General features: G+C 44.1%; 23 protein-coding genes and 1 pseudogene. 5 read left to right on the forward strand and 19 right to left on the reverse strand.

Features of this window, described 5'->3' with window-relative positions; translation table 11 throughout:
* The first annotated feature begins 208 nt into the window (after window positions 1–208).
* Complete coding sequence (locus tag NYE58_RS31635) at window positions 209–3,196, forward strand: S-layer homology domain-containing protein (protein ID WP_341003864.1); 2,988 nt, start codon at window positions 209–211, stop codon at window positions 3,194–3,196.
* A gap of 429 nt (window positions 3,197–3,625) precedes the next feature.
* Here NYE58_RS31635 and NYE58_RS31640 read toward each other — a convergent pair whose 3' ends face one another.
* The 3 genes from NYE58_RS31640 to NYE58_RS31650 form a co-directional block, all read right to left on the reverse strand.
* Window positions 3,626–3,787, reverse strand: a complete 162-nt coding sequence (locus NYE58_RS31640) for a hypothetical protein (protein ID WP_341003865.1) — start codon at window positions 3,785–3,787, stop codon at window positions 3,626–3,628.
* 63 nt (window positions 3,788–3,850) lie between these two features.
* A complete protein-coding gene (locus NYE58_RS31645; RefSeq protein ID WP_341003866.1) occupies window positions 3,851–5,134 on the reverse strand; it encodes an ArsB/NhaD family transporter in 1,284 nt (427 codons plus the stop codon).
* 164 nt (window positions 5,135–5,298) lie between these two features.
* Window positions 5,299–6,651, reverse strand: coding sequence for an outer membrane protein assembly factor BamB family protein (locus tag NYE58_RS31650; protein ID WP_076185458.1), 1,353 nt, complete (start codon window positions 6,649–6,651; stop codon window positions 5,299–5,301).
* Between the two features lie 246 nt (window positions 6,652–6,897).
* On the opposite strand from NYE58_RS31650, the gene NYE58_RS31655 reads away from it, so the two are divergent.
* The gene (locus NYE58_RS31655) at window positions 6,898–7,983 is read left to right on the forward strand and encodes an LLM class flavin-dependent oxidoreductase (protein ID WP_339813261.1); all 1,086 of its coding nucleotides are present in this window, start codon (window positions 6,898–6,900) and stop codon (window positions 7,981–7,983) included.
* 61 nt (window positions 7,984–8,044) lie between these two features.
* Here the strand turns inward: NYE58_RS31655 and NYE58_RS31660 are convergent, their stop codons facing one another.
* Complete coding sequence (locus NYE58_RS31660) at window positions 8,045–8,284, reverse strand: hypothetical protein (RefSeq protein WP_036680302.1); 240 nt, start codon at window positions 8,282–8,284, stop codon at window positions 8,045–8,047.
* Complete coding sequence (locus tag NYE58_RS31665; RefSeq protein ID WP_175617364.1) at window positions 8,281–9,288, reverse strand: TIR domain-containing protein; 1,008 nt, start codon at window positions 9,286–9,288, stop codon at window positions 8,281–8,283. The genes NYE58_RS31660 and NYE58_RS31665 overlap by 4 nt, the downstream gene beginning before the upstream one ends.
* 149 nt (window positions 9,289–9,437) lie before the next feature.
* Between NYE58_RS31665 and NYE58_RS31670 the strand changes: the two genes are divergently transcribed.
* Window positions 9,438–10,586, forward strand: a complete 1,149-nt coding sequence (locus NYE58_RS31670) for an N-acetylmuramoyl-L-alanine amidase (protein ID WP_341003870.1) — start codon at window positions 9,438–9,440, stop codon at window positions 10,584–10,586.
* A gap of 94 nt (window positions 10,587–10,680) precedes the next feature.
* Here NYE58_RS31670 and NYE58_RS31675 read toward each other — a convergent pair whose 3' ends face one another.
* The 3 genes and pseudogenes from NYE58_RS31675 to NYE58_RS31685 form a co-directional block, all read right to left on the reverse strand.
* Entirely contained in the window at window positions 10,681–11,973 is a 1,293-nt protein-coding gene (locus NYE58_RS31675) for an Nramp family divalent metal transporter (RefSeq protein WP_076219332.1), read from the reverse strand.
* A gap of 205 nt (window positions 11,974–12,178) precedes the next feature.
* Window positions 12,179–13,231: pseudogene (locus NYE58_RS31680) on the reverse strand (glutamate--tRNA ligase family protein); the annotation flags it as partial.
* Window positions 13,232–13,402: 171 nt separating this feature from the next.
* Window positions 13,403–13,597, reverse strand: a complete 195-nt coding sequence (locus tag NYE58_RS31685; protein WP_341003871.1) for a hypothetical protein — start codon at window positions 13,595–13,597, stop codon at window positions 13,403–13,405.
* Window positions 13,598–13,668: 71 nt separating this feature from the next.
* On the opposite strand from NYE58_RS31685, the gene NYE58_RS31690 reads away from it, so the two are divergent.
* Window positions 13,669–13,884, forward strand: coding sequence for a helix-turn-helix domain-containing protein (locus NYE58_RS31690; RefSeq protein ID WP_341003872.1), 216 nt, complete (start codon window positions 13,669–13,671; stop codon window positions 13,882–13,884).
* 275 nt (window positions 13,885–14,159) lie between these two features.
* On the opposite strand, the gene NYE58_RS31695 is transcribed toward NYE58_RS31690, so the two are convergent.
* The 4 genes from NYE58_RS31695 to NYE58_RS31710 form a co-directional block, all read right to left on the reverse strand.
* Complete coding sequence (locus NYE58_RS31695; RefSeq protein ID WP_341003874.1) at window positions 14,160–14,363, reverse strand: hypothetical protein; 204 nt, start codon at window positions 14,361–14,363, stop codon at window positions 14,160–14,162.
* Between the two features lie 239 nt (window positions 14,364–14,602).
* Window positions 14,603–15,046 (reverse strand): hypothetical protein, encoded by a 444-nt coding sequence (locus NYE58_RS31700; protein WP_341003875.1) that lies wholly within the window; start codon window positions 15,044–15,046, stop codon window positions 14,603–14,605.
* Window positions 15,039–15,458 (reverse strand): DUF6941 family protein, encoded by a 420-nt coding sequence (locus NYE58_RS31705; protein WP_341003876.1) that lies wholly within the window; start codon window positions 15,456–15,458, stop codon window positions 15,039–15,041. Before NYE58_RS31705 ends, NYE58_RS31700 begins: the two co-directional genes overlap by 8 nt.
* A gap of 121 nt (window positions 15,459–15,579) precedes the next feature.
* Window positions 15,580–15,825 carry a hypothetical protein gene (locus NYE58_RS31710; RefSeq protein WP_341003877.1) on the reverse strand — a complete coding sequence of 82 codons (246 nt, stop codon included), beginning with the start codon at window positions 15,823–15,825 and terminating at the stop codon, window positions 15,580–15,582.
* An 87-nt stretch (window positions 15,826–15,912) separates the two neighbouring features.
* Here NYE58_RS31710 and NYE58_RS31715 point away from each other — a divergent pair, with 87 nt between their 5' ends.
* Window positions 15,913–16,458 carry a stalk domain-containing protein gene (locus NYE58_RS31715; protein WP_341003879.1) on the forward strand — a complete coding sequence of 182 codons (546 nt, stop codon included), beginning with the start codon at window positions 15,913–15,915 and terminating at the stop codon, window positions 16,456–16,458.
* On the opposite strand, the gene NYE58_RS31720 is transcribed toward NYE58_RS31715, so the two are convergent.
* The 7 genes from NYE58_RS31720 to NYE58_RS31750 all read right to left on the reverse strand — a co-directional run bounded on the left by NYE58_RS31720 (window position 16,455) and on the right by NYE58_RS31750 (window position 21,187).
* Window positions 16,455–18,488: a phage tail spike protein gene (locus NYE58_RS31720; RefSeq protein WP_341003881.1), complete on the reverse strand. Its 2,034-nt coding sequence runs from the start codon at window positions 18,486–18,488 to the stop codon at window positions 16,455–16,457. The two genes, NYE58_RS31715 and NYE58_RS31720, sit on opposite strands and share 4 nt — an antisense overlap.
* An 11-nt stretch (window positions 18,489–18,499) precedes the next feature.
* Window positions 18,500–19,018: a phage distal tail protein gene (locus NYE58_RS31725; protein WP_341003882.1), complete on the reverse strand. Its 519-nt coding sequence runs from the start codon at window positions 19,016–19,018 to the stop codon at window positions 18,500–18,502.
* 92 nt (window positions 19,019–19,110) lie between these two features.
* Window positions 19,111–19,755: a lysozyme gene (locus tag NYE58_RS31730; protein WP_341003883.1), complete on the reverse strand. Its 645-nt coding sequence runs from the start codon at window positions 19,753–19,755 to the stop codon at window positions 19,111–19,113.
* Entirely contained in the window at window positions 19,755–20,021 is a 267-nt protein-coding gene (locus NYE58_RS31735; protein WP_339815073.1) for a phage holin family protein, read from the reverse strand. Before NYE58_RS31735 ends, NYE58_RS31730 begins: the two co-directional genes overlap by 1 nt.
* Window positions 20,021–20,317, reverse strand: coding sequence for a hypothetical protein (locus tag NYE58_RS31740; RefSeq protein ID WP_076179187.1), 297 nt, complete (start codon window positions 20,315–20,317; stop codon window positions 20,021–20,023). The genes NYE58_RS31735 and NYE58_RS31740 overlap by 1 nt, the downstream gene beginning before the upstream one ends.
* Window positions 20,318–20,399: 82 nt before the next feature.
* Window positions 20,400–20,543 carry a hypothetical protein gene (locus tag NYE58_RS31745; RefSeq protein WP_341003885.1) on the reverse strand — a complete coding sequence of 48 codons (144 nt, stop codon included), beginning with the start codon at window positions 20,541–20,543 and terminating at the stop codon, window positions 20,400–20,402.
* A gap of 68 nt (window positions 20,544–20,611) precedes the next feature.
* A complete protein-coding gene (locus NYE58_RS31750; protein WP_341003886.1) occupies window positions 20,612–21,187 on the reverse strand; it encodes a hypothetical protein in 576 nt (191 codons plus the stop codon).
* Window positions 21,188–21,189: the final 2 nt, after the last annotated feature.

Raw genomic sequence — 21,189 nt, forward strand, 5'->3', positions numbered from 1 at the left:
AATATTTAAAATATCATCGATTTTATAAGCTGTCAACAAAAAACAAGCCCTTTTATGGAACAGAAGTGGAGTTATTTCTAGTTCATAAGTTAGAAAAGCAATGAATTTAATCACTTTTAGTAGGATGAAAGTATTAAAAAACTTTGCTTTTGCGTCGATATAATGAAGTAAGCTTATGACAAATTGGTTCTAAGGAAGGGGCTTTTGCTTGAAAAGCATATCATTAAAATGGGGAGCAACACTTGTTGCCCTTAACACCTTGTTCGGTGGTACTCTCTATGCATCTGCAGCTGAAATCACTCCACCGTTCTCCGATTTAACCGAAATACAACAGACGAAAAGTGCCGCAATCCTTGAGGCTGCTCGTCTAGGATTGCTTAAAGGCGATCCCAATGGACAATTCAGACCCACTGCGACTATGACTCGCCAAGAGCTGGCAGCCATTTTAGCGAAGACCTTAAAGCTAGATTCCCCAGTGAATTCCGCTTCTTCCTTTAGAGACGTATCTGATTCCAGTTGGAGTGTCTCCGCTATTGAGGCTGTTAAAAAGGCAGGATTTATGGAGGGTGATCTTACAGGTAATTTTAATCCATCCAGACCTGTAACTAGAGAAGAGCTTGCAGTTATATTTGTACGTGCCATCCGCGGAACTGGAGCACAAGGCGGACAAGCCAACAAGGTTAATGACGAATCCACAATCAGCAATTGGGCAAAAGAGTATACTGATGTCGCACTACGTCTTAAACTTATAGACTCTCCCGAAGATAGGTTCAGCCCCAAAGGTACTGTTCAGCGGCAGGATATGGCTTCTTTTCTGCTGAATATTTTTAAAGAAGAACAACAAACTGCAACGATCGACAATATAGATGGAGATTTCGTAACGATCAATGGCACGCCTTACCTCATTGAAGGTACACTCAAAGAATTAATGGGTGATAGCAACCATGATGCTTTAAGAGGAGCTGTCCTTAAGTTCAATTCCTTGAATCGTCATGTAGATGGTTTGCAAGAGCTTGAAATTGTACAAAAAGGGGTTCAACTAAATACCGCCGGCTTACCCTCCGGTTCTTTGCTCAATATTTCTGGAAATGATGTTGTTATTAAAGGCAATGTTACCGGTGATTTGAAGATTAAAAATGGCGTTTCGAGTATAACTTTTCAGGGCCAAGTTGGGCAGATCATTGTGGATTCTATAACTCCAGTTACTATTCATGGCAGCGGTTCCCTGCAAACCTTAAAAATAGTTGAAGGCGGCGCTAAGATCACCATCGATCCCTCCTTGTCTATTCAAAATCTGCGGTTGCCTGGCAACAGTCTGCCTTCACATTTCATAACAAATTACACAGCCATTCAAGATAATATCCAAAAGGTTCAAAATGCATCTGGAGCCGTTGCTCCTGTGTATACTTCGTCCACGTCTGCTAACGCCGTGAGCGATCCGACTCCGACGCCTACTCCCGTTGCGACTCCTAGCCCTACTCCGGTGACGACTCCGGTGACGACTCCGGTGACGACTCCGGTCGCGACTCCTAGTCCTACTCCGGTGCTGACTCCTGAGCCTACTCCCGTTGCGACTCCTAGTCCTACTCCGGTGACGACTCCGAGCCCTACTCCCGTAGCGACTCCTAGTCCTACTCCGGTCGCGACTCCTGAGCCTACTCCCGTAGCGACTCCTAGTCCTACTCCGGTGACGACTCCTAGTCCTACTCCGGTCGCGACTCCTGAGCCTACTCCCGTAGTGACTCCTAGTCCTACTCCGGCGCCGACTCCTAGTCCTACTCCGGTGGCGACTCCTGAGCCTACTCCGGCGACGACTCCTGAGCCTACTCCGGCGACGACTCCTGAGCCTACTCCGGTCGCGACTCCTAGTCCTACTCCGGTGAACCATGCACCAGTCGTGCAAAATAATATTGATCCAATATCTGCTCTGATCACAAGTGGTGTCCAAAACGTCGACATCAGTAATGTGTTCATTGATCCGGACGGCGACCCGCTTACATTCGCAGCTGCATCCTCTGACGCTAGCGTTGCCACTGTATCTGTAAATGGGAATCATCTCAACCTTGTGCCGGTCGATTCAGGCACAGCCATGATTACAATAACAGCAATGGACGGCCAAGGTGGCGTTAACACTGCTACTTTTGCATTCACTGTAACGTCTAATCAGCCACCCATTGCGATATCTGGAATCACTACTCAACTCTTAACACCAGGTATCACTGCACCACGTACATTTGATCTGGCCCAGCTTTTTCAAGATCCCGACAATGACATGCTTACTTATTCAGCTTCTATAGATAACGTAAATGCTGGTACACTTAGCCTTAATGGCAACACTCTGACGGTAACTCCGGCAGCTAATAGTTCAGCTAGTGGTTTAGTGACCCTCACAGCAACGGATGATAAAGGAGGTTCAGCTACCTCAACTTTCACCTTGATTACAGCCCAGCTTGTAAACAACGGCTTTGTGCCAATAACCACCAAGCAAGGTGTATCCAATATTTCCTTCGATATTTCCAAGCTGATTCCTAATCAGAGTCAATTTAAAGTGTATACAGAAAGCAGCACAGGTTCATTGAGCGGACCTGCAACTCTGAATGGAGCTATATGGAATGGTCCTACAAGTCCAGGAACGGTATGGATAGTAGGTTCTGATGGCAAAGCGGTTGTATTATCTATAAGCGTGGCTTCACAGGGTACCTCTGAGCTATTCTTCTCAGAGTATCTGGACGGCGGTGACGGCAGAATCGCAGTTGAGCTGTACTATAAAGGAAATGGTAATCCCGCAGGAAAAGCAGAAGGTTACACCCTTGAAGTTCACCAATTTATGAAAGCCACCCAAACCAAACAGGTTTATTCCCGGCCATTATTTCCTGTACCTGTAGCAATGCCGTATATGTTTATAGATTCTACTTTTGGGGACGCATTTGATTTAATGAATATCTCCTATTACAATGATGAGCTGAGTCTATATAATCCAAAAACATATAATATTACAGCATTAGTACTGAAGAAAAACGGCCAAATCGTAGATGTTATCGGTGACCCTACCTCTACTCAGCAATTCCTCTCCACAGGTGGAACTATTGTCCGTAAATCTGGTATATACACTGGATCACAGCAGTATTCACTTGAGGGCGAGTGGAATCAATATCCCAAAGGAACTTACCAGTATTTTGGAAGCCATACTCCTTAAGCAGCCCTTTCTAATGTAAAAAACAAGCAGGCAGTGAGCCTCCAGATATTGGAGAAACACTGCCTGCTTGTTTATCTGCATTGCGTAGGGTTAAGTCGACTTTGGGTAAACCTCGGAATAACTCCTCCGGACCCCCCGTATATTTTAATTACCGAATCTAAACCCAATCTTTGATTTAGTTGCATTCTGTACACTTATTTCGTATAAAAAAGGGGTTGTCCTGAATATAACTGTATTCTATACAATTAAAATCCAGAAAAATCACCTTTAGCTGAGGAAATCATGAAAATAAGTGTACTGAATACAGCTATTTTTTGGGGACAATTTATTCGATGAGTTATAACTGTACAAAATACACTTATATGCTCCCACCGTCACTCCAACCTATGTCTACCGCTTCAAAATCTGCATTTTGCCTCCACTTGTTACTTATACTTCTGCATCTACTCCCTCTACTCCCACTACTTCCTCTATTTCCACCACTTCCACTACTTCCACCACTTCCACTACTTCCACCACTTCCACCACTTCCACTACTTCCTCTACTTCCTCTACTTCCTCTACTTCCTCTACTCCTTCTACTTCCTCCACAACTTCTACCGTTTCAAAATATCACTTCAAGCATATCGCTCCCCCGGCTCTTAGCAACGCTGCTTACATCAGATATCTTAAATATAAATACACGCTGGAGATCACAATGGATAACAGCATTAAAGGAAATCCGACCTTCAAATACTTCATGAATGTAATCGGGTACCCCTCTTTTCCTGCCAAACCTGCTACGATCAAATTAGCACTCGCACCAATCAATGTGCCATTGCCACCCAGACAAGCGCCTAAGGCCAAACTCCACCATAACGGCTCCAAATTGCTGATCCCCATATTGCCCATCTCCTGAATCAGCGGGATCATAGTTGCTACAAAAGGGATATTATCCAGAAATGCCGAGGTAATGGCGCTGACCCATAAAATCATCATTGAGCTCATCAGCACATCACCATTCGTTATTTCAATCGCTTTTGCTGCCAGCTCTGCAATCACACCTGTCTCTACAAGCCCTGACACCAACACGAACAGTCCGATAAAAAAGAAGATCGTAATCCATTCTACGCTGTGAAAAGCTTTTTCCAGCATATGTTCCCCTCCGGTCAGCAGCAGCAGTAAAAATGCACCAGCCAGTGCAACCGTAGCGGACTCCAAATGTAACGCCTGATGTGAAAAGAACCCGGCAATCGTAATTGCCAGTACGATCAAACATTTTCGCAGCAGCTTATGATCTGTAATCATAACCTTCTCATCCATGTCCATGATGCTCTGCTGCAGTTCAGGTGTAGTTTTAATTTGTTTACCGAACATCAATAACAGCAGCGGGATATACGCCAAAACAATGATGATAATCACGGGTGTCAGATTGCTAATAAAAGCCATGAAGGTCAGCTCCTTAACCGCACTGCCAATCATGATATTAGGTGGATCTCCGATCAAGGTTGCCGTTCCGCCTACATTAGATGCGATAATTTGTGACATCAAAAAAGGCAGCGGATGTATGCGCAGTTGTCTTGTAATACTGAAGGTGACTGGCACCATAAGCAGCACTGTCGTCACATTATCCAAAAAGGCTGAAGCCACTGCGGTAATCACAAACAAAGCAATCATTATTCTCTTCGGCTTCCCCTTCGCCAACTTAGCTGATTTCACAGCTGCGTATTTAAAGAGCCCCGTCTCTGCGGTAATCCCTACAATCATCATCATCCCTACAAGCAGTCCTATAGTATTAAAATCGATGTGCTGCAATGCCGTCTCCTGATCCACAATGCCCATCGCTATCATGACGATAGCTCCTAACATCGCCAGAATGGTACGGTGAATCTTTTCGGAAATAATAAGTCCATAAATCAGCAGAAAAATGCCTATCGCCCAAACCGCTTGCTGTTCCATAATATCCCTCGGTCCTTCTATGTAATTTCGTTAACTTACAGTCTACTCATACTATAACCTTATTATCATAAAATAGATTTGTATTTTTCGCACTGGGATTGTGGAATCATTCCACTAAAAAACGACTCTGCCGGATGTTTATCGGAGAGCCGTTGTAGATTCGATTATTTCATTTTCAGAGCCTGAGGCTCCTTGAAAGCAGTTAACTTCCCTTTACTCTGCACAATAATCATCCCATCCTCCAGCAAGGTTGGGCCGAATACTCTACCTGATGTTTTGAGCTGCACGATAGGTTTGGCGGTAATTAGATCAATAGCAACCAATTTCCCATCGGTCTGGGCAACATACATGCCATGTCCGAGCAGATCGAAGCGGGCAATCGGATTGCTGATTCCTCCGTACTGGAACACAGATTTATTAGACATTTTAACACCATAGATGCTCTGTTCGTTACTAAAAAGAATTCTTCCATCATAAGGACCCGCCGCGTAGGATAACTTAGCTCCGATGGATTCATACGAATAATTATCTCGTGTTACGGCAGCTGGATCAACATTTACTGGGTAGCCATAGACTCCTTTTTGTCCCCCAATATATATCCTGTCCCCAATGATCCAGGCTCTGCCTCCGCTAGTCATATATTCTTCTTCTGGTTTCGGATGATTAGGATCTATATGAGTGGGGTTATACTCTACAGCCTTTACAAGCTTACCTGTCTTCACATCCAAATGATCGAGTGTCGTCAAAGGAAGAGGGTCTACCAATGTAGCTTCCCGTTGTGAGATAAGCGTAGTCCCGTCTGCTGCAATCGGAAGACTATGATTACCACTATTCCAAAGCTCTTTACCTGTTGTTCGATCAAACGCATGTAAAATATCATACGTATACGCTCCGGATTCTGAGTTTTGAGCTAGCACCAGATTCCCCTCAACCATAAATGGTTCAAACAGCATTTCGCTGAAATTATCGCGCCACTGCAACTTGCCATCTTTCAGATTGTAGGCTTGAATATCGCCATTAGCAGCGAATAGCTGCTCTTTATCAATTAACAATTTACTGACACCTTTACTGGTTGCCGATGAGCTCCATTTATTTTTGCCCGTAGCCGCGTTAACTGCATAGATCGTACCTGCCTCCGAAGTGACGTAAGCCACGCCATCCTGATAGAGCAGCGGCGTTGTTAATTTGGAGCCGTATTTCCACATTACTTTTCCAGTCTGGACGTTAATCGCTAAAAGCTGACTCTTTTGAAGGACAAAAGCTTTGCCCGCGCCAACTGCAACAACACCCTTACCCATGATATAATCCGACGGCACATCTTTCAAAGCTGGCAAATCCATTGTTGTTGACCATTCAACCTTCGCAGCAGGCAGGTTTGCATAGTAATCATCACCATTCGAGCCTATAAAAGAGGTGTGTGGATCAACCGCAGCTGCTTGTACCGGATTTACCATAAGCAATACCCCTAAACCAATAACTGCAGTACGAAGATAAGATTTCAATATTGTTCCTCTCACCACCAAACTCCTCCTTATATAAGTAACTGCCTCATTTGGATAGCTTCTTAAAATCAAATATAATAATATTGGACGAGCAGGACATAATCCTTATGGATTATTATTCCATTTTGTCAAAAACAACAGAAGAATTCAAAACATTTACTCACAAACTTACATTTTGTAAGTCATTGTGTTATAATAATCACATTCCTCCATACACGGACAGGCTTTAGCAAATATATGAATAACAAGGGGTTTGTGAGCATGAGTAACGAAGCAACGGCAGCACCAGCATCCGATTTTGAATTTGGTATCTATACCTTAGGAGACATCGTAGCGGATTGTCATACAGGGAAGAAGATCAGTCCAAAACAACGTCTCGACGAAGTTGTAGCTGCAGCTAAGCTGGCAGATGAGGCGGGACTTGATGTATTTGGTGTAGGTGAGCATCATCGTCTTGATTTTGTAATTTCTTCGGTGCCAGTGGTGCTGGCTGCCATTTCTCAGGTTACTAACAGAATTAAACTAACGAGCGCAACAACCGTATTAAGCACCATTGATCCTGTACGGGTGTTCGAGGATTTCGCCACACTTGATTTGCTGTCGAATGGACGTGCAGAGATTATTGCGGGGCGTGGTGCTTTTGTGGAGTCTTTTCCACTCTTCGGGTATGAGCTTGAAGATTATCACCGTCTATTCTCCGAGAATATCAATTTACTCTTGGAGCTTAACAAACATGAAGTTATGAACTGGGAGGGCTCCTTCCGTTCATCGCTGAAGGATTCGGAGATTGCTCCACGTCCATTACAGGAGAATCTTCCGCTCTGGATTGGTGTAGGCGGTTCTCCAGAAAGCGCGGAGAAGGCCGGAATGCTCGGGACCGGAATGGCTATCGCCATCCTAAGCGGCAGTCCAGAGCCTTTTCAAGAGCTTGCCGCAACCTATCGGCGTGCCGGAATTCAAGCAGGACATCCACCTGAGGATCTAAAGATTGCGATCACTAGCCACGGCTACATTGCTGAAACCTCACAGCAGGCGTTAGATGAATATTACCCTTACTACTATAGTTACCGTAACTCTATCAGTCCAAAACCGGGTCAAGAGTACAAGGTGTCTCGTGATGACTTTGGGCAATATGTATCTGCTGATAACACGATGGCTGTGGGCAGCCCACAGCAAATTATCGAAAAAATTCTCTATCAGCATGAGCTGTTCGGTCATAGCCGCTTTATGACTCAGCTCGATATCGGCGGCCTTCCTTACGCTCAGGTAGCCAAAGCCATTGAACTTTTGGCAACAGAGGTTGCACCTGTAGTACGGCGTGAGATCGCCAAGAAGAACAGCCGTTAGAATGGAATACCAAAAAGGGGCCCTCAAGCCAACGGCTGAGGCCCCCTTTTTATAAAAAAAATCACGCAAAGGATGGTTTATTATTATCTACTTTCCCGCTGATAAGCTTCTTATATTCGTCGTCTCCGCCGTCCAAAGAAGGTGCAGTATAAATCTGAGCTGAAGCTGGCTGCTGAGCAGAATGACTCGAGCCTGCTTTTCTTTTGGTGCTTTTGTCATCGCCGCCTGCACTCCTGCTCCCACCACTCGCAGATCGGAGAACAGCATCGGATAAGCTGTTAATACCTTTTATTCTCTTCATGCTGAATCCTCTCCTACTAAATGATTGATGGTACGGAATAAATCCTGATTATTCCCAACTACCGCCTTAAGATCATCTGCAGATAATCCATCACTTCCTGAGAAATGAACGGAAAGAACATACTTCTTACCTAGAGGATAGCATAGGATATATACCTCTGCAACTTCCGTGCGTTGAAAAAAAGTCCATTTACTCGATAAAAATGCATCTACCACACTAGGCTGCTTCTCATTCCCTTTCGTTACAGACAAGGGATAGGAGTGACCACGTCCGACATTCCCCCCCACCTGAACAAGTTGTTCCTTCTCTTGTGCCTGCCAGATGGCTGCACCGATTACACGACAATGCTTCGGAGGTAAAAAGGAATTGCGTATCGCCTCACTAAGTGCGTGATATTTATCTCCATTCTCGGAGATGGTCACATTACTATTATATTGCCAAAAAAAATGAAGGATACTTTCTTTGCGCCTTAAATCCATCTTTAGCTGCTCTAAATCTTTAAGCGGGTCACGGAATCTTCCACGTTCTTGAATACTATCAATAATCTTACCACAGCTCACATCCACAGCAGCCGTAGGATTATCGTGATGCACTTCATACTCTAAAGATGTAATTCCCGCTAAATCAGATAGCAGATGATATTCTTCTACATTTTCTCCAGGGATGAGATCATCACGCGCAGTTACCTGATCAGGCACTAGACAAAAAACACGGCTGCGCCGTAATCTAGCCCAAAACAAACCCATTTCAAACCCCGTATTATCGCGGGTCACATAATAATATTTACCACGGATTTTGGCGACATCATCTGGCGAGAACACAAATACGGCAAAATCGCTCTCATCCAAATTTCGCTCCAACGCCTCCATAGTGTATTCATTCGCCCGAAAAGCGTTGGCATACCAAGGATGCACTTCAGCATCCCTCTTCAGCTGCTCATGAATCGCTCTTGCATAACGTATAGACTCCCTGGAAGATCCAATGAATAGCTTTGGTTTAGTCACGGCAATGCTCCTTCATCCTCTTTCCCGATATGTAATAATTATACAAGTCTTTAGACCACCAGAAAAGAGGCCATATTCTCAAAAAATATTATTCTAAACCTCGTAAATTGGGTAAGGAATTACGACTACTCTCAAAAAGCGAGGATACTATGAACAAAATGATAGGTGTCACCCTGCTCACAGCTTGCCTTTTGGGTATAGCAGCGCCACAGTCTGCTGAAGCAAAGACAGCAGCGGGAAGTTATACCGCACAGGTATATGCGAGTTCTTTAAATGTACGCGATGAACCGGCTAAGAATGCAACTGTTGTAGGATCAATTAAGAATGGGGCTCGGGTTACTGTGACTGATGAGCAGCACGGATGGTTAGAGGTTAAAGCGGGGAGCACCTCTGGCTGGGTCGCGGGTTATTACCTAAAAAAGGTGAACAGAAACTCCCTGCAATCCAGCGCTTCTGGAACGTCTATTGCTTCTAAAACCAATACTGCCTCGTCAACATCAGCCAATGCTTCTAGTAGAACTTCAAAGGCTACAGTCACGGCTGATTCTCTGCGCATCCGAAGTGGCCCAGGAACACAATATAAGGTGCTCGGTTCTTTAAAAGTCAAGGATACAGTCACTCTCCTTCTTCATCAGAACGGCTGGGCTCGAATTCGCACAGTCAGCGGTGAAACCGGTTGGGTGGCAGAGCAGTATATCCGAAGTGGAAGCACATCAAGCAGTACAAGCAGCATAAGCACCGTCCAGCATAAAGGCGGACTACGAGGAAAGCTGATCGTCATCGATCCTGGTCATGGCGGCAGTGATCCGGGCATGCTTGGCACTACATATAACACCATGGAAAAAGATTTGAATCTGCATACTGCACTTTATGTCCGCGATGCTCTTGTTGCTAAAGGAGCACGGGTAGAGATGACGCGCACCCGAGACGATCAGAAGCCGACGTTAGCTCGTCGTGTTCAGATGAGCCAAGCCCTGCGTGCTGATGCTTTTGTAAGCGTTCATTATAATTCTTCACCTAAAAATGTATCCGGAACGTTGACCTTCTTTTATTCAGAAGCGGATGATTTGAAGCTGGCGCGGGCGATTGAAACCCGGCTGGGGCAAGGCATCGGTCTGAAAAGCAACGGGTTGTCCTTTGGCGATTATCACATCCTAAGGGAGAATCGGATTCCAGCTACCTTGGTTGAGCTTGGATTCCTTACCAATCCTACAGACGAGTCCATTGTCCGCAAGGCCTCCTATCAGAAAAAAGCGGCTAAAGCCATCGCTGAAGGCGTTGCGGATTATTTTAAATAACTGGCTGGAACAACACTCCAAAAAAAGCCCGACCCATGTATCTCTCAGGTATGATCTGAGGAGATCTGTGGGTCGGGCTCTTTTGACTGCTTCCTTATACGAGCATTTGATAGACCAAGAACAAGTTCAACGAGACAACCAGACCGGAGATAATCCAGCCCAGAGTGGCTGTCATTTTGCGATTCACTAACCCGCCCATAATCTGGCGATTGCTTGTAAACACAACCAGCGGAATCAACGCGAACGCAATCCCAAAGGACAGGATCACCTGACTGATCACGAGTGCTTTGGTTGGATTCACACCAAAACCAATGATCGCTAGTGGCGGAATAATGGTAATCGCACGGCGCAAGTACAGGTTAATTCTTTTGTTGATGAAGCCTTGCATAACCACATCGCCAGCCATAGTCCCTACGGAGGAACTCGACAGTCCCGCAATGAGTAGTCCCAACCCAAACGAGATCGCCGTTACTGGCCCAGCTAAGTGACCAAATTGTTGAAACGCGACATCCAGATCCTCAACCACGAGACCATTTTTGAAAAACAATGCCGCGGAGACAATAACCATAGCCAGATTTACTGCACCTGCGATAATCATCGCAATAATAATATCTATAAATTCCAATTTGAAAATCTGTTTTTTCTCCGATTCATTCACCCCGACGATACGGTTCTGTGTAAGTGATGAATGCAGGTAAATCGCATGTGGCATCACGGTTGCGCCTAGAATTCCTGCGGCCAATAGGATGCTGTCCACCCCTTCAAACTTAGGTGTAAACATGCCTACGGCAACTGCTCCCATATCCGGTTTAGCTACAATAACTTGAAAAGCGAAGGCTAATACGACTATAAGGATCATCGCGGCAATCCCTGCCTCTAAGGAGCGATATCCCCGGCGTTGCAGCTCTAGGATAGCAAATGAGCCCACCGCAGTAATCAGTGCTGCTGGCAGCATGGGAATATCAAATAAGAGATATAGTCCTAATGCCGCCCCGATAAACTCTGCCAGATCCGTAGCTATAATCACTAGCTCACTTTGAATCCATAAGAAGATAGATACACTCTTCGGAAAACGATCATGAGCGATCTCAGGCAAGTTCTTGCCTGTCGCAATCCCCAGCTTGGCGGATAACGCTTGGATTAGCACAGCCATTAGATTAGAGGCCACGATCACCCACAATAAGAGATATCCATATTTGGAGCCCGCCGTAATATTGGTGGCAAAATTACCTGGATCCAGATAAGCAACAGCAGCGATAAAAGCTGGGCCTAGAAAAGGAAGTAATCGTTTAATCCCTTTGATCTCCCCGTTAAGTACGGCTTGTGCTGAAATCGAGTTCTTATGTTGTTTTATATGTGGTTGTTCTACTAAAGTTTGTTCGAGCATTTCAATTCCTCCTCTTGCCCTGAAAAAGTTGTCTATATACACGAAAGTTTCCCCTGTGCAACTTATATTTAAAGTATATGCTTATTTCTGAAAAATGTAAACATGTTTCATATGGAATTTTCATTTGCTTGTTCACCAACGACTAGGCACAAAAAAAGCTGGACGATGATCAGGAATTACCCGATCTTCGCCCAGCTTAAGCTGCTTATGAATTTTTCTTCCATGTGTCCTTGAGCGGTACTATCCGGTTCAGCACCAGCTTATCTGCCGTGGTATACTTCTTATCCACACAGAAAAATCCGTGCCGGATCAATTGAAATTTATCTTCTGGCCTTGCGTTGCCCATTGATGGCTCCAGCAAACAATCCTTCAGGACCGTTAAGGAATCTGGATTAAGATACGCGTCCCAGCGCTCACCGTCTTCTTTAGGACCGTCGTTATCTTTCAGCAGACGCTCATATAGATGAACATCAGCCTTGATAGCCTGGTCTGCCGATACCCAGTGAATGGTTGCCTTAACCTTCCGTTCATTAAACCCGCTTCCGCTCTTCGTTCTCGGATCATAGGTGCAGCGAAGCTCTAGGATTTCTCCGGTAACTTCATCCTTGATTACTTCATTGCACTTTATGAAATAAGCACCCTTCAGCCTTACTTCGTTCCCCATAGTCAGCCTGTGATACCCTTTTGGCGGCTCCTCCATGAAATCTTCTTGTTCAATATAAAGGGTTCGTGAAAAAGGAACCTCTCTTTCTCCAAGTGACTTATCTTCACTGTTATTCTCAATCGTCAGCCATTCATTATGATCTTCAGGATAATTAGTAATGACCACTTTTAAAGGCTTAAGAACAGCCATCACACTTGGAACCTTTGCCTTCAAATCTTGTCTAAGCGCATGCTCTAACATGGCAATATCCACAATGGTGCTATTTCTGACAAAGCCAATTTCCTTCACAAAATTCCGGATACTCTCCGGCGTAAAACCTCTTCTGCGTAAACCGCGAAGCGTAGGAAGTCTCGGGTCATCCCAGCCATCCACATAATGGCCTGTAACCAGCTGTCTGATATACCGTTTACTCGTCACAACTCCGGTGATGTTCACCCGTCCAAACTCTCTTTGCTTAGGAGCCTCAGGGATATCCAGCTCCTTCAATACCCACTCATAGAGCGGCCGATGATCCTTAAATTCAATCGAGCATAAGGAATACGTAATCCCTTCGATAGCATCTTGTATAGGATGGGCAAAATCATACATCGGATAGGTTTAATACTTATTGTATCAATAAAACCATAGACAATCACATTCCCTTTACGTCGCGGTTTTCACTCATTCATTTTGTATCATTAACGACCCATAAAAACATCAAAAACCAATAGCATTTTTATTCACCGTGGGAAGAGTGTGGGAAAAGGGTGGATATATATCGAATTTTTATTGCTTCGAGATGTATTCTTCAGTTATCCCTTTCTCGAAATCAAAAATATCAATAACGATATTCCGTAATTCCTTTGCAGCCTCTTCTTTGCTGAAATTGTCGTCTTCATTTTCTAATTGCCCAATCAAAAACATGATCTCAGATTTTAATCTAGCAATAAGTGATAAATCGTTAATATCAAAAAATTTCACTTTTAGTCGCCCCCATTTAAGTAGTGTGTTATAATTCGCTCGAAGTAAACCTCTAAAGGAGAAAATGTCGAGTGAAGCTCTCCCGCGGGAGATGCCGACTGCGATACCTATTAGCTAAAACCAAAATGACACAAGCAGAGTTATCTCGTAGGACTGAATATTCTCCACAACAGATATCGAACTGGGTTAATAATCGAGAAATGATGTCTTATGACGCAGCTGCCACAATCTCTTACGTGCTTGGCTGTCAAATGGAAGATTTGTATGAGCTAATGCTGTTGCACTGAGCCGGTCGGCTCTCCCAAAGGTTTATATAGCTATAACTATAGAATCACCATCTCAATCTAATGAAATCAACTCCATTTCTAATTTAAAATAAGATAACCTATTCGAATATATTAGTATTTTCCTCTGGAAAATACTGTCGCTAATTGTCGAAATAACTTTCGGTAATTAAATACAAACTTTAACAATTAAGACCATATTCGTATAGCAAGGGGGATACTTGTTGTATCCGGTGAACATCAAAAACCGCTGACCAATAAGGCTAGCGGTTTTTGATTTAATATTTTGTCCAGTAATCAATATTGCCGCCATCTACTCCCCGTTCTATATCCCGTGGTTCTCCATCTCGCCTTTTAAACCGAGAATCAGGTCTTTCCCACCCCTCGATTATAACCGCTGTTTCAGGCGGCGTGTGTTGATTCCACTCGATATAATTTTCTTCAACCAGTTCCTGTAATGCTGCTTTAATTGGTACAGGCATGCGTCCACTCAACCTTTCGAGCTCTGGCAAAGATGGCATGTGGGCGTGATGATTCGCTGAGTGGGTCATAATCATAAGCAACTTCCGAGCTGTATCACTAAGCAAGAATAACACCTCCAAAAATAAGAACATTTGTTTGCATTATAACTGCTATAAGCGTTTTGGGCAATGATTCTAATTTATTAAAATAACGCAAAAAACCCGTAAACCATTAAAGGTTGCGGGTTTTTGTCGATACTTTATGAAAATAACTGTCTGATAAAAACAAGAGCTATGCTTACCGCTATTCCAATAATCCACTTGAATAAAGCGGAATTTGATTTATGGACTTGTTCTCTTACATAAGTATTTGTTGCAAGGTCGAGTCCTTTGCTCTTTTCATCGATTATACTCTTTATTTTATCTTCTTTTGGGATATCTCGGATACTGTTTTGTATAGCTTCCTTAAGTTCAGAAGTCTGGTCTTTTAATTCTAATTTTATTTTAAGTTCCGAATTCTCTAAGTCAGATTTGGAGGGTTTTTCACTTAGTTCTTTTTCAACACGTTCTAATCTTCTGAGAATATCGTCCATGCCCCCTCCGCCTCCCCCATCAGTAGTTTTAATGTTCCTTGCAACAACCGTTGTCCGCGTTCCTCCTGTATCAGAGGTGGAACGGGCCTTGAAATCATATAAATTAGACATTTCCGTCCTCCTCTACAGTATATACGTTAAGGCTCTGAGTATTCAATAATTCTCCGTTTATGTAAAGCTTTAATATGTATTCTCCGCTATCCCTAAATTCATAATCTGTTATTTCAATCGATAAAAGCGATCCTCCTTCTTTGCTTAACTTCGGAAAAACTATTTTTCCTGCCATCTCGAATTTATCTCCGCTATCTGGAGAAATAAACTCCAACTTCAATTCATATTCCGAGTTATCGAAAACAGAGATGCCAATAGATATAGCGAAGCTCATTTTTTTAGGCAATAACGGAATTTTCAAAAATAAAAAAGGCTCAATCAGATGAGAGGTTATACCGATGCCCTCTAAGTTATTCTCAGTTATCTGTTGGCAAAAAACAACAAACTTAATTATAGGTTTAATTGCACCCATCTCCTAATCTATGATGAAGGTTGTAAATGTCTGTTCAACAGATGAGTGCAATATCCCTGCTTTTTATAATAATTAGTAAAATTTAATTAGTCGAAAAGTCGAAGAATGCTGCCAGACTGATTTAAATGAGCTTATTCATGTCGATCACTGCTTTTCCATCTTTCTGAAAATCAAATGATCCAAGGCTATGGTTTCTCGTACTGTGCATTCCTAAAGCAAATGCCAGCCTCCCATGATCATATGCACCGTCCCTTCTCATCATACTTATGCTTGGTCTATATTCGGAGTCCTTGAAATGGAATTCCAACTGTTTCTCTGCTGCCTTTATTATCTCATAGAGTTTCTTCAAATCTTCCGCTGTCTCCATTCTTAAAACCTCCTGATATTTGGTATAAACCTTCTCCCATCATTTACCGTAATATATGGTAATATGAAATTAAAGGAGCTGAGTATCTTGAAGAAAGCAATCATCGGATTAGTTGCCGGCATGTTAATCGGTTCGGCAGGAATGGCCGCAGCTGCAACCACCCAGACTGTTCAGGCTGCCCTTGCAAAATTCACGTTTTCAGTCGATGGTCAGAAGCAAACACTTAAGAATGATCCACTTGTATATAAAGGCACTACATATCTACCAGTACGCGAAGTGGCTGAAATAACAGGTTACGGGCTGGAGTATGACAACACGAAAAAATCCATCGATCTTAAGTCGAAAGGAGGAAATACAGTGAACGAATCCCAAGTTGAAAACAGCATTGATTCAGGTGAATGGATCTCTGCCAAGAAATTAGTTGAGGATCATGCTGTCGATGTATCGGCAGATTCTGGAAAAATAAGAGACATCACTTTTGAGCTCGGAGACAAGAAAATTATTTTCTCTATGCCTGGACAATTGGTGAACGACCAATATACGAGTGTTGATGGTTTGCATACCGCTGTCGTTAAAGATGGCACTATATATCTCTCTAAAGAATCTGCTTCCTACTTAGGAATTTCCTTCTAATAATTCCCTCCACCTCTCGAAGCCACAAATATCTGAGAAACTACAGTAGCTACTACACGCCCCAGACTGTCTGGGGCTATTTTTAATTCGTGGAATTTCCCTCGTTCAACCTTCCCGCTTCCATCCTTACTGAGATATGGAATGATGTCGATTTCTTCCCCGCTGGTCCCGTTAAACGGAATAACATTTCCATCTACTGTTATTTGTAAAGACGTTGGAATAGGACCCGAATAAATTCCATACTCGATACCATGCGTATGCGCTGGTATTTGGTGAGTGTGTTCCATATTGTGAGTGTGACTCATATCGTGGGTATGATCCATGTCGTGCGTGTGCTCCATGTTATGAGTATGCGAGTTGATTTCATGAGTGTGATTCATATCGTGGGTATGATCAGGCAAATCTATTAAATGAGCATGCATTGCCGGAGAATGAGTATGTCCAGCGTGAACCACCCATGTCACAAATCCACCACCTGAGGTCGCCAACTGCGTACCGTTCGCCACACCATGATTATGTCCTCCATCGTAAGTTGTTGGGTCGGGGGCAAAACCCGGATCAAGTTTATAAGCCCCTGTTCTTGTGTTGATAACCCCACCTCCAGCAGCTGTAGTTAGTCTGCTGCTAGACCCCGATGTCGTTTGACCGCCTGCCGCTGTTGTTTCTGTACTGCTAGGACCCGCTGTCTCCCTTGAGCTCGGCCCAGCTGTTTGTCTGGTACTTGGTCCTGCTGTTTGTGTACTGCTTGGACCGGAAGATACTGACGGGGCTGAGGCTATCGCCTTACTATAAGCCCGAAACGCTTCCACCTGAAATGACAACATGACCTTGTTAATCCGTGCAGTCTCCTCAGGTACATAGAACTTCAGGATAGCTGGGTGCGTAGGATCTGCGTTATCTGCAAAGTCCCGTGTATCAAGATTTGTAGCCCCTTGAGCATAAGAATCGTTTATGTGCTGCCTGTTCTGTAAGTCCGCAATGCTTCCAGCTATATCCTCTGTTCGGTTGGCGATCTCGATCTGAACATCACCGGGAGCTCCGATCATATCCCCTTTACCAACATTAACAACCCGAGCAATAAAGTCCTCTCCAAGCTCGTCATCCTTCACTCTGATTCTCGCACCGGTCTTAAACTTATATATTTGCTGTCCAGTAAGTCGGTGGATTTCAGAAGCGCCAACACCATAGGAGATACGCGGAACCTTGAGCTCATTAAGCAGCGTCTGACATCGTGCAAGCAGTGTCTCTGCATATTCAAAGCGTCTATCTACAAAGATGGATGAAAGTATACCGTGCTCAGCTTGAGCTGCTGCATCTTCTATATAAGGTAACCCTCCGTTGATATCTGCAAATGTCAGTTGATTAACACCTTCACCGAATCCAAGACCATATAGCCGAGTACAAAGATTAGTCGGATCCACTACTTTTTCAATCTCAGTCATGTTAACCCCGTACCTGATATAAGCCGTAACCTCTTCGTTTGGCTCCACAAGGTTCAGAGTCCATGGAAATGATGTGGTGTCCCAAGTCCATTGATATTCTGAATCAAACGGTTTTGGCACACTGAACAGCGCCCCGAGCAGTGTATCGTTTTCCCAATTGTATTCAAACTGCCGACCGAACCCGACTGTTCCAAGTTTCCAACGTGGTACCACCTGCTTGGAAAGGATGTACTGAATTACTTGAGCTGTGTACACGCCCAAATTACCAACTGTATGAGATTGAAATAATACGTCATTCAGCAAGGTAGCCAGTACATGCTCACACTCATATTTGATAACTGGACCACTTTGATTCCTATTCATGGTATTTGGAACGATGCGGAATAACTCCACTCGCTCGTTATTGTCATATAGTTCTACGAAGTAAAACGGCTTACACTCTGCGTTCTTGGAATCGTCTCCCGGTAAGCTGAAGGCAGCTGTCCATAACGAGTTAAGTGGCATGCTGTATTCGATGTTAAATGCGTTCTCAAGTAAAGCCACACGCCGCATCTGAGCGTCATAAATTGTTACTGGTGCTTTAGGCATCTAGATTCCTCCTATATGAATTTATCCCGGTGTGTAATCCGGATTAATATCTCACGGCCAGTTGCTGGGTCTGTGTAGACAATGTTGTTATTGCCAAGGTTAAGGTCGAAGAAATCCCCATCCATCATGTGCAGGGCGTTCTGTCCGTTTTTGGTAAACGTGAGATTTTTAGAATCAATAACTATGCGATCACCAGGAGCAAATGATCCTGTGAATATGATCTCGTCCATGTGGTACCGGCTCCCGTTTGCGGTTAGCGTACCAATACCGTGCATGATGGCTTGGTGTAGACGTTCCCGGATAAACGTAGCTTTCATGCCGCCCTCTCCGGTCATCTTGGCAGCGAAACTAATCTCCCGTACAAATGTCGCTTTCAATCCTCCCTCACCATGTAGAGCCGCTGATCCAGTTGCAATGATGTTTGCTCCAGCTTTCAGATTGCCATCACCACGCAGGACAGCACTTCCGAACACAAATACTGAAAATTCACGGTTAAAGGCAATGCGGTTAAATGATCCTCTATTAAACATAGACACGCTCCTTTCCCTGAAAATAAAATAAGCCCTACCGACCTGTATTTAGGTTAGTGGGGCTTTTACGATTACACTTTATAGGGGCCTAGTTATTTCTTGGCAACAATAAAAGACAGCCAGGCAAGCTCTGATGTCGTCAATGTCTTTTTGTCGATCTTAGTTAACCAAGATGTATCCGAGATCGTCTTAGCGTCCAGCAGTGCCTTAACTTGAGTGCGTAGCGTTGTCCATTGATAATTTGTCAGTTCCAAAGTGTCGTCCTCCTTGGATTTTTCGAATTCTTTGATTGATACGTCTGCTTTATTGTACAGATCGAGTTCCGCCTTACGTCGTCTCACTAGACCAGCCAAGACGTTGCCGCCACCCTTGTTGTACTTTGTGATGTTTTGGGCGATCTCTGCAATCGTCCGACCCTTGCATAGCTGCTTAAGGCTGCCATTACCACAGTTGTAGCAAAAACTTGTGAGTGCATCAAATTGATTTTGATTGAGCCATGCTGTAACCGGCACATAGACTGGATCATTTACAAACGACTCATACTTTGCCAGATCAGTTACAAGCATACTGTCAGCCTTAGCCTGCGTGATAGTCATTCCCTCGGTAACATCAGGGCCATAGTGGCCCCAGCCGATAGTCCAATATTGTTCGGTCGGAACCGGCTTGTATGCCTTCAATCGGCAGCCCTCAAAAGACTTGATAAGGGAAATTCCCACTTGCGAAATTTTGCGACTCATTACTCATCACCCGCTTTACGAGACTGCTTGACCAGTTGGTTACCATATACAGCTACAGCACCACATAGGATGCCTTGTATAAAGCTTGTAATGACAAACCCTAACATCAGTACAGCAAATACGATGGCCATCAGCGTAACGATGTATACAATACTCCAATCTGGCACTTTCGGCGTTTTTTTCAAAACATAGCCTATGATCCAACAAGCTACAACGACAGCCATTAATTCGGGATTAATAAACTCCATAACTGCATTCCATTCCATTACGAATCACCTCTTCTATTTTCTTCAAATCGGTCAAGCCGCTTGTGATACGACTTAGAAGCTTCTTCAATACGAGTCACGCGCTCTGAAAGTAAATCAAATCTCTGCCCTTGTGCTCGCTGCTCTAGCCGCATATCATCGACGCCCCGCTTGATATACTCAACGTCAGTACGAAGTGACGCACCATTACCAGCCTCTTGTGCAACATCCTTTTTAAATGCTTGGGTTTTCCCCATCCAGCCCAAGACAATCCCACTTACTGCCGCAATCATTGCTACGATTGTTGTAGGCTCCACACCCGTTTCCCCCTCAATATAAATAGCCCCCGGATCAGATCCGAGGGCTAAATAAAAACGCCTCAATGGGCGCCAGTAATATTTATTCTTCTGTTTTCAACGGCGTGCCAGTCTCATCGTAACCAAGAGTCTCAAGACGCGCTTTTACAGCAATCTTGGAGCCAGTTGGAACTTGAGCAATTGTAATATCTCCATAGATAATGAGCGATGCCATAACGATAATCATTTGTATTCCACCTCCTTTCTCGGACTTCAGTAATAGCCATAATAAAAGGCGGCTGATGACGTTCAACGTCACTCACCGCCTAACAGGATAGAATAAATTTCAAAAAGTGCATTTTTGTTCTCCCGATCTTTGTCTTCGATCAGCTTCTTTAAAGCTTCATTTTCAAACTTCAGCTTTTCAACTTCTGTATGTTCCCCAGGCTTTGTCCTTTCTGCAATCTCTTCTGGCGTTAAGCCCTCAATCCATAGGTTATATGGCATCGTAGGTGGCGTATAAATAGGCTGCTCGCCTTGTTCCTCGCCTTCTGCCAATTGTTCCCGCCAATCATGCATTGCATCTACATAGTCACTCTGTGCCTCTAGTACAGCGTCCTGATATGCTTCCCATGCTAATAGATCAAATCGCGGATGATACAACCCGGTCGGCAACGGAATGCCTACGAGATAACCGATGATCTCTCTTGGCTGTTCTGGTTCTTCGGATACGTCCGCCTCATCTTCGATCTTCCTGTCTTCCGGCGGATCTGGCGCTTCTTCCCGCACTGGCTGGGCATAAATAGGGACGACCCCTGTTAATGAGTCGTCCGGTTCCACATCTTCTATATACAGTCCGTTTAGGTCTACTTTCGGCACTGCCTTTCTCATGA

Source organism: Paenibacillus sp. FSL L8-0708, assembly GCF_038009325.1.
Taxonomy (GTDB): Bacteria; Bacillota; Bacilli; order Paenibacillales; family Paenibacillaceae; genus Paenibacillus_AQ; species Paenibacillus_AQ odorifer.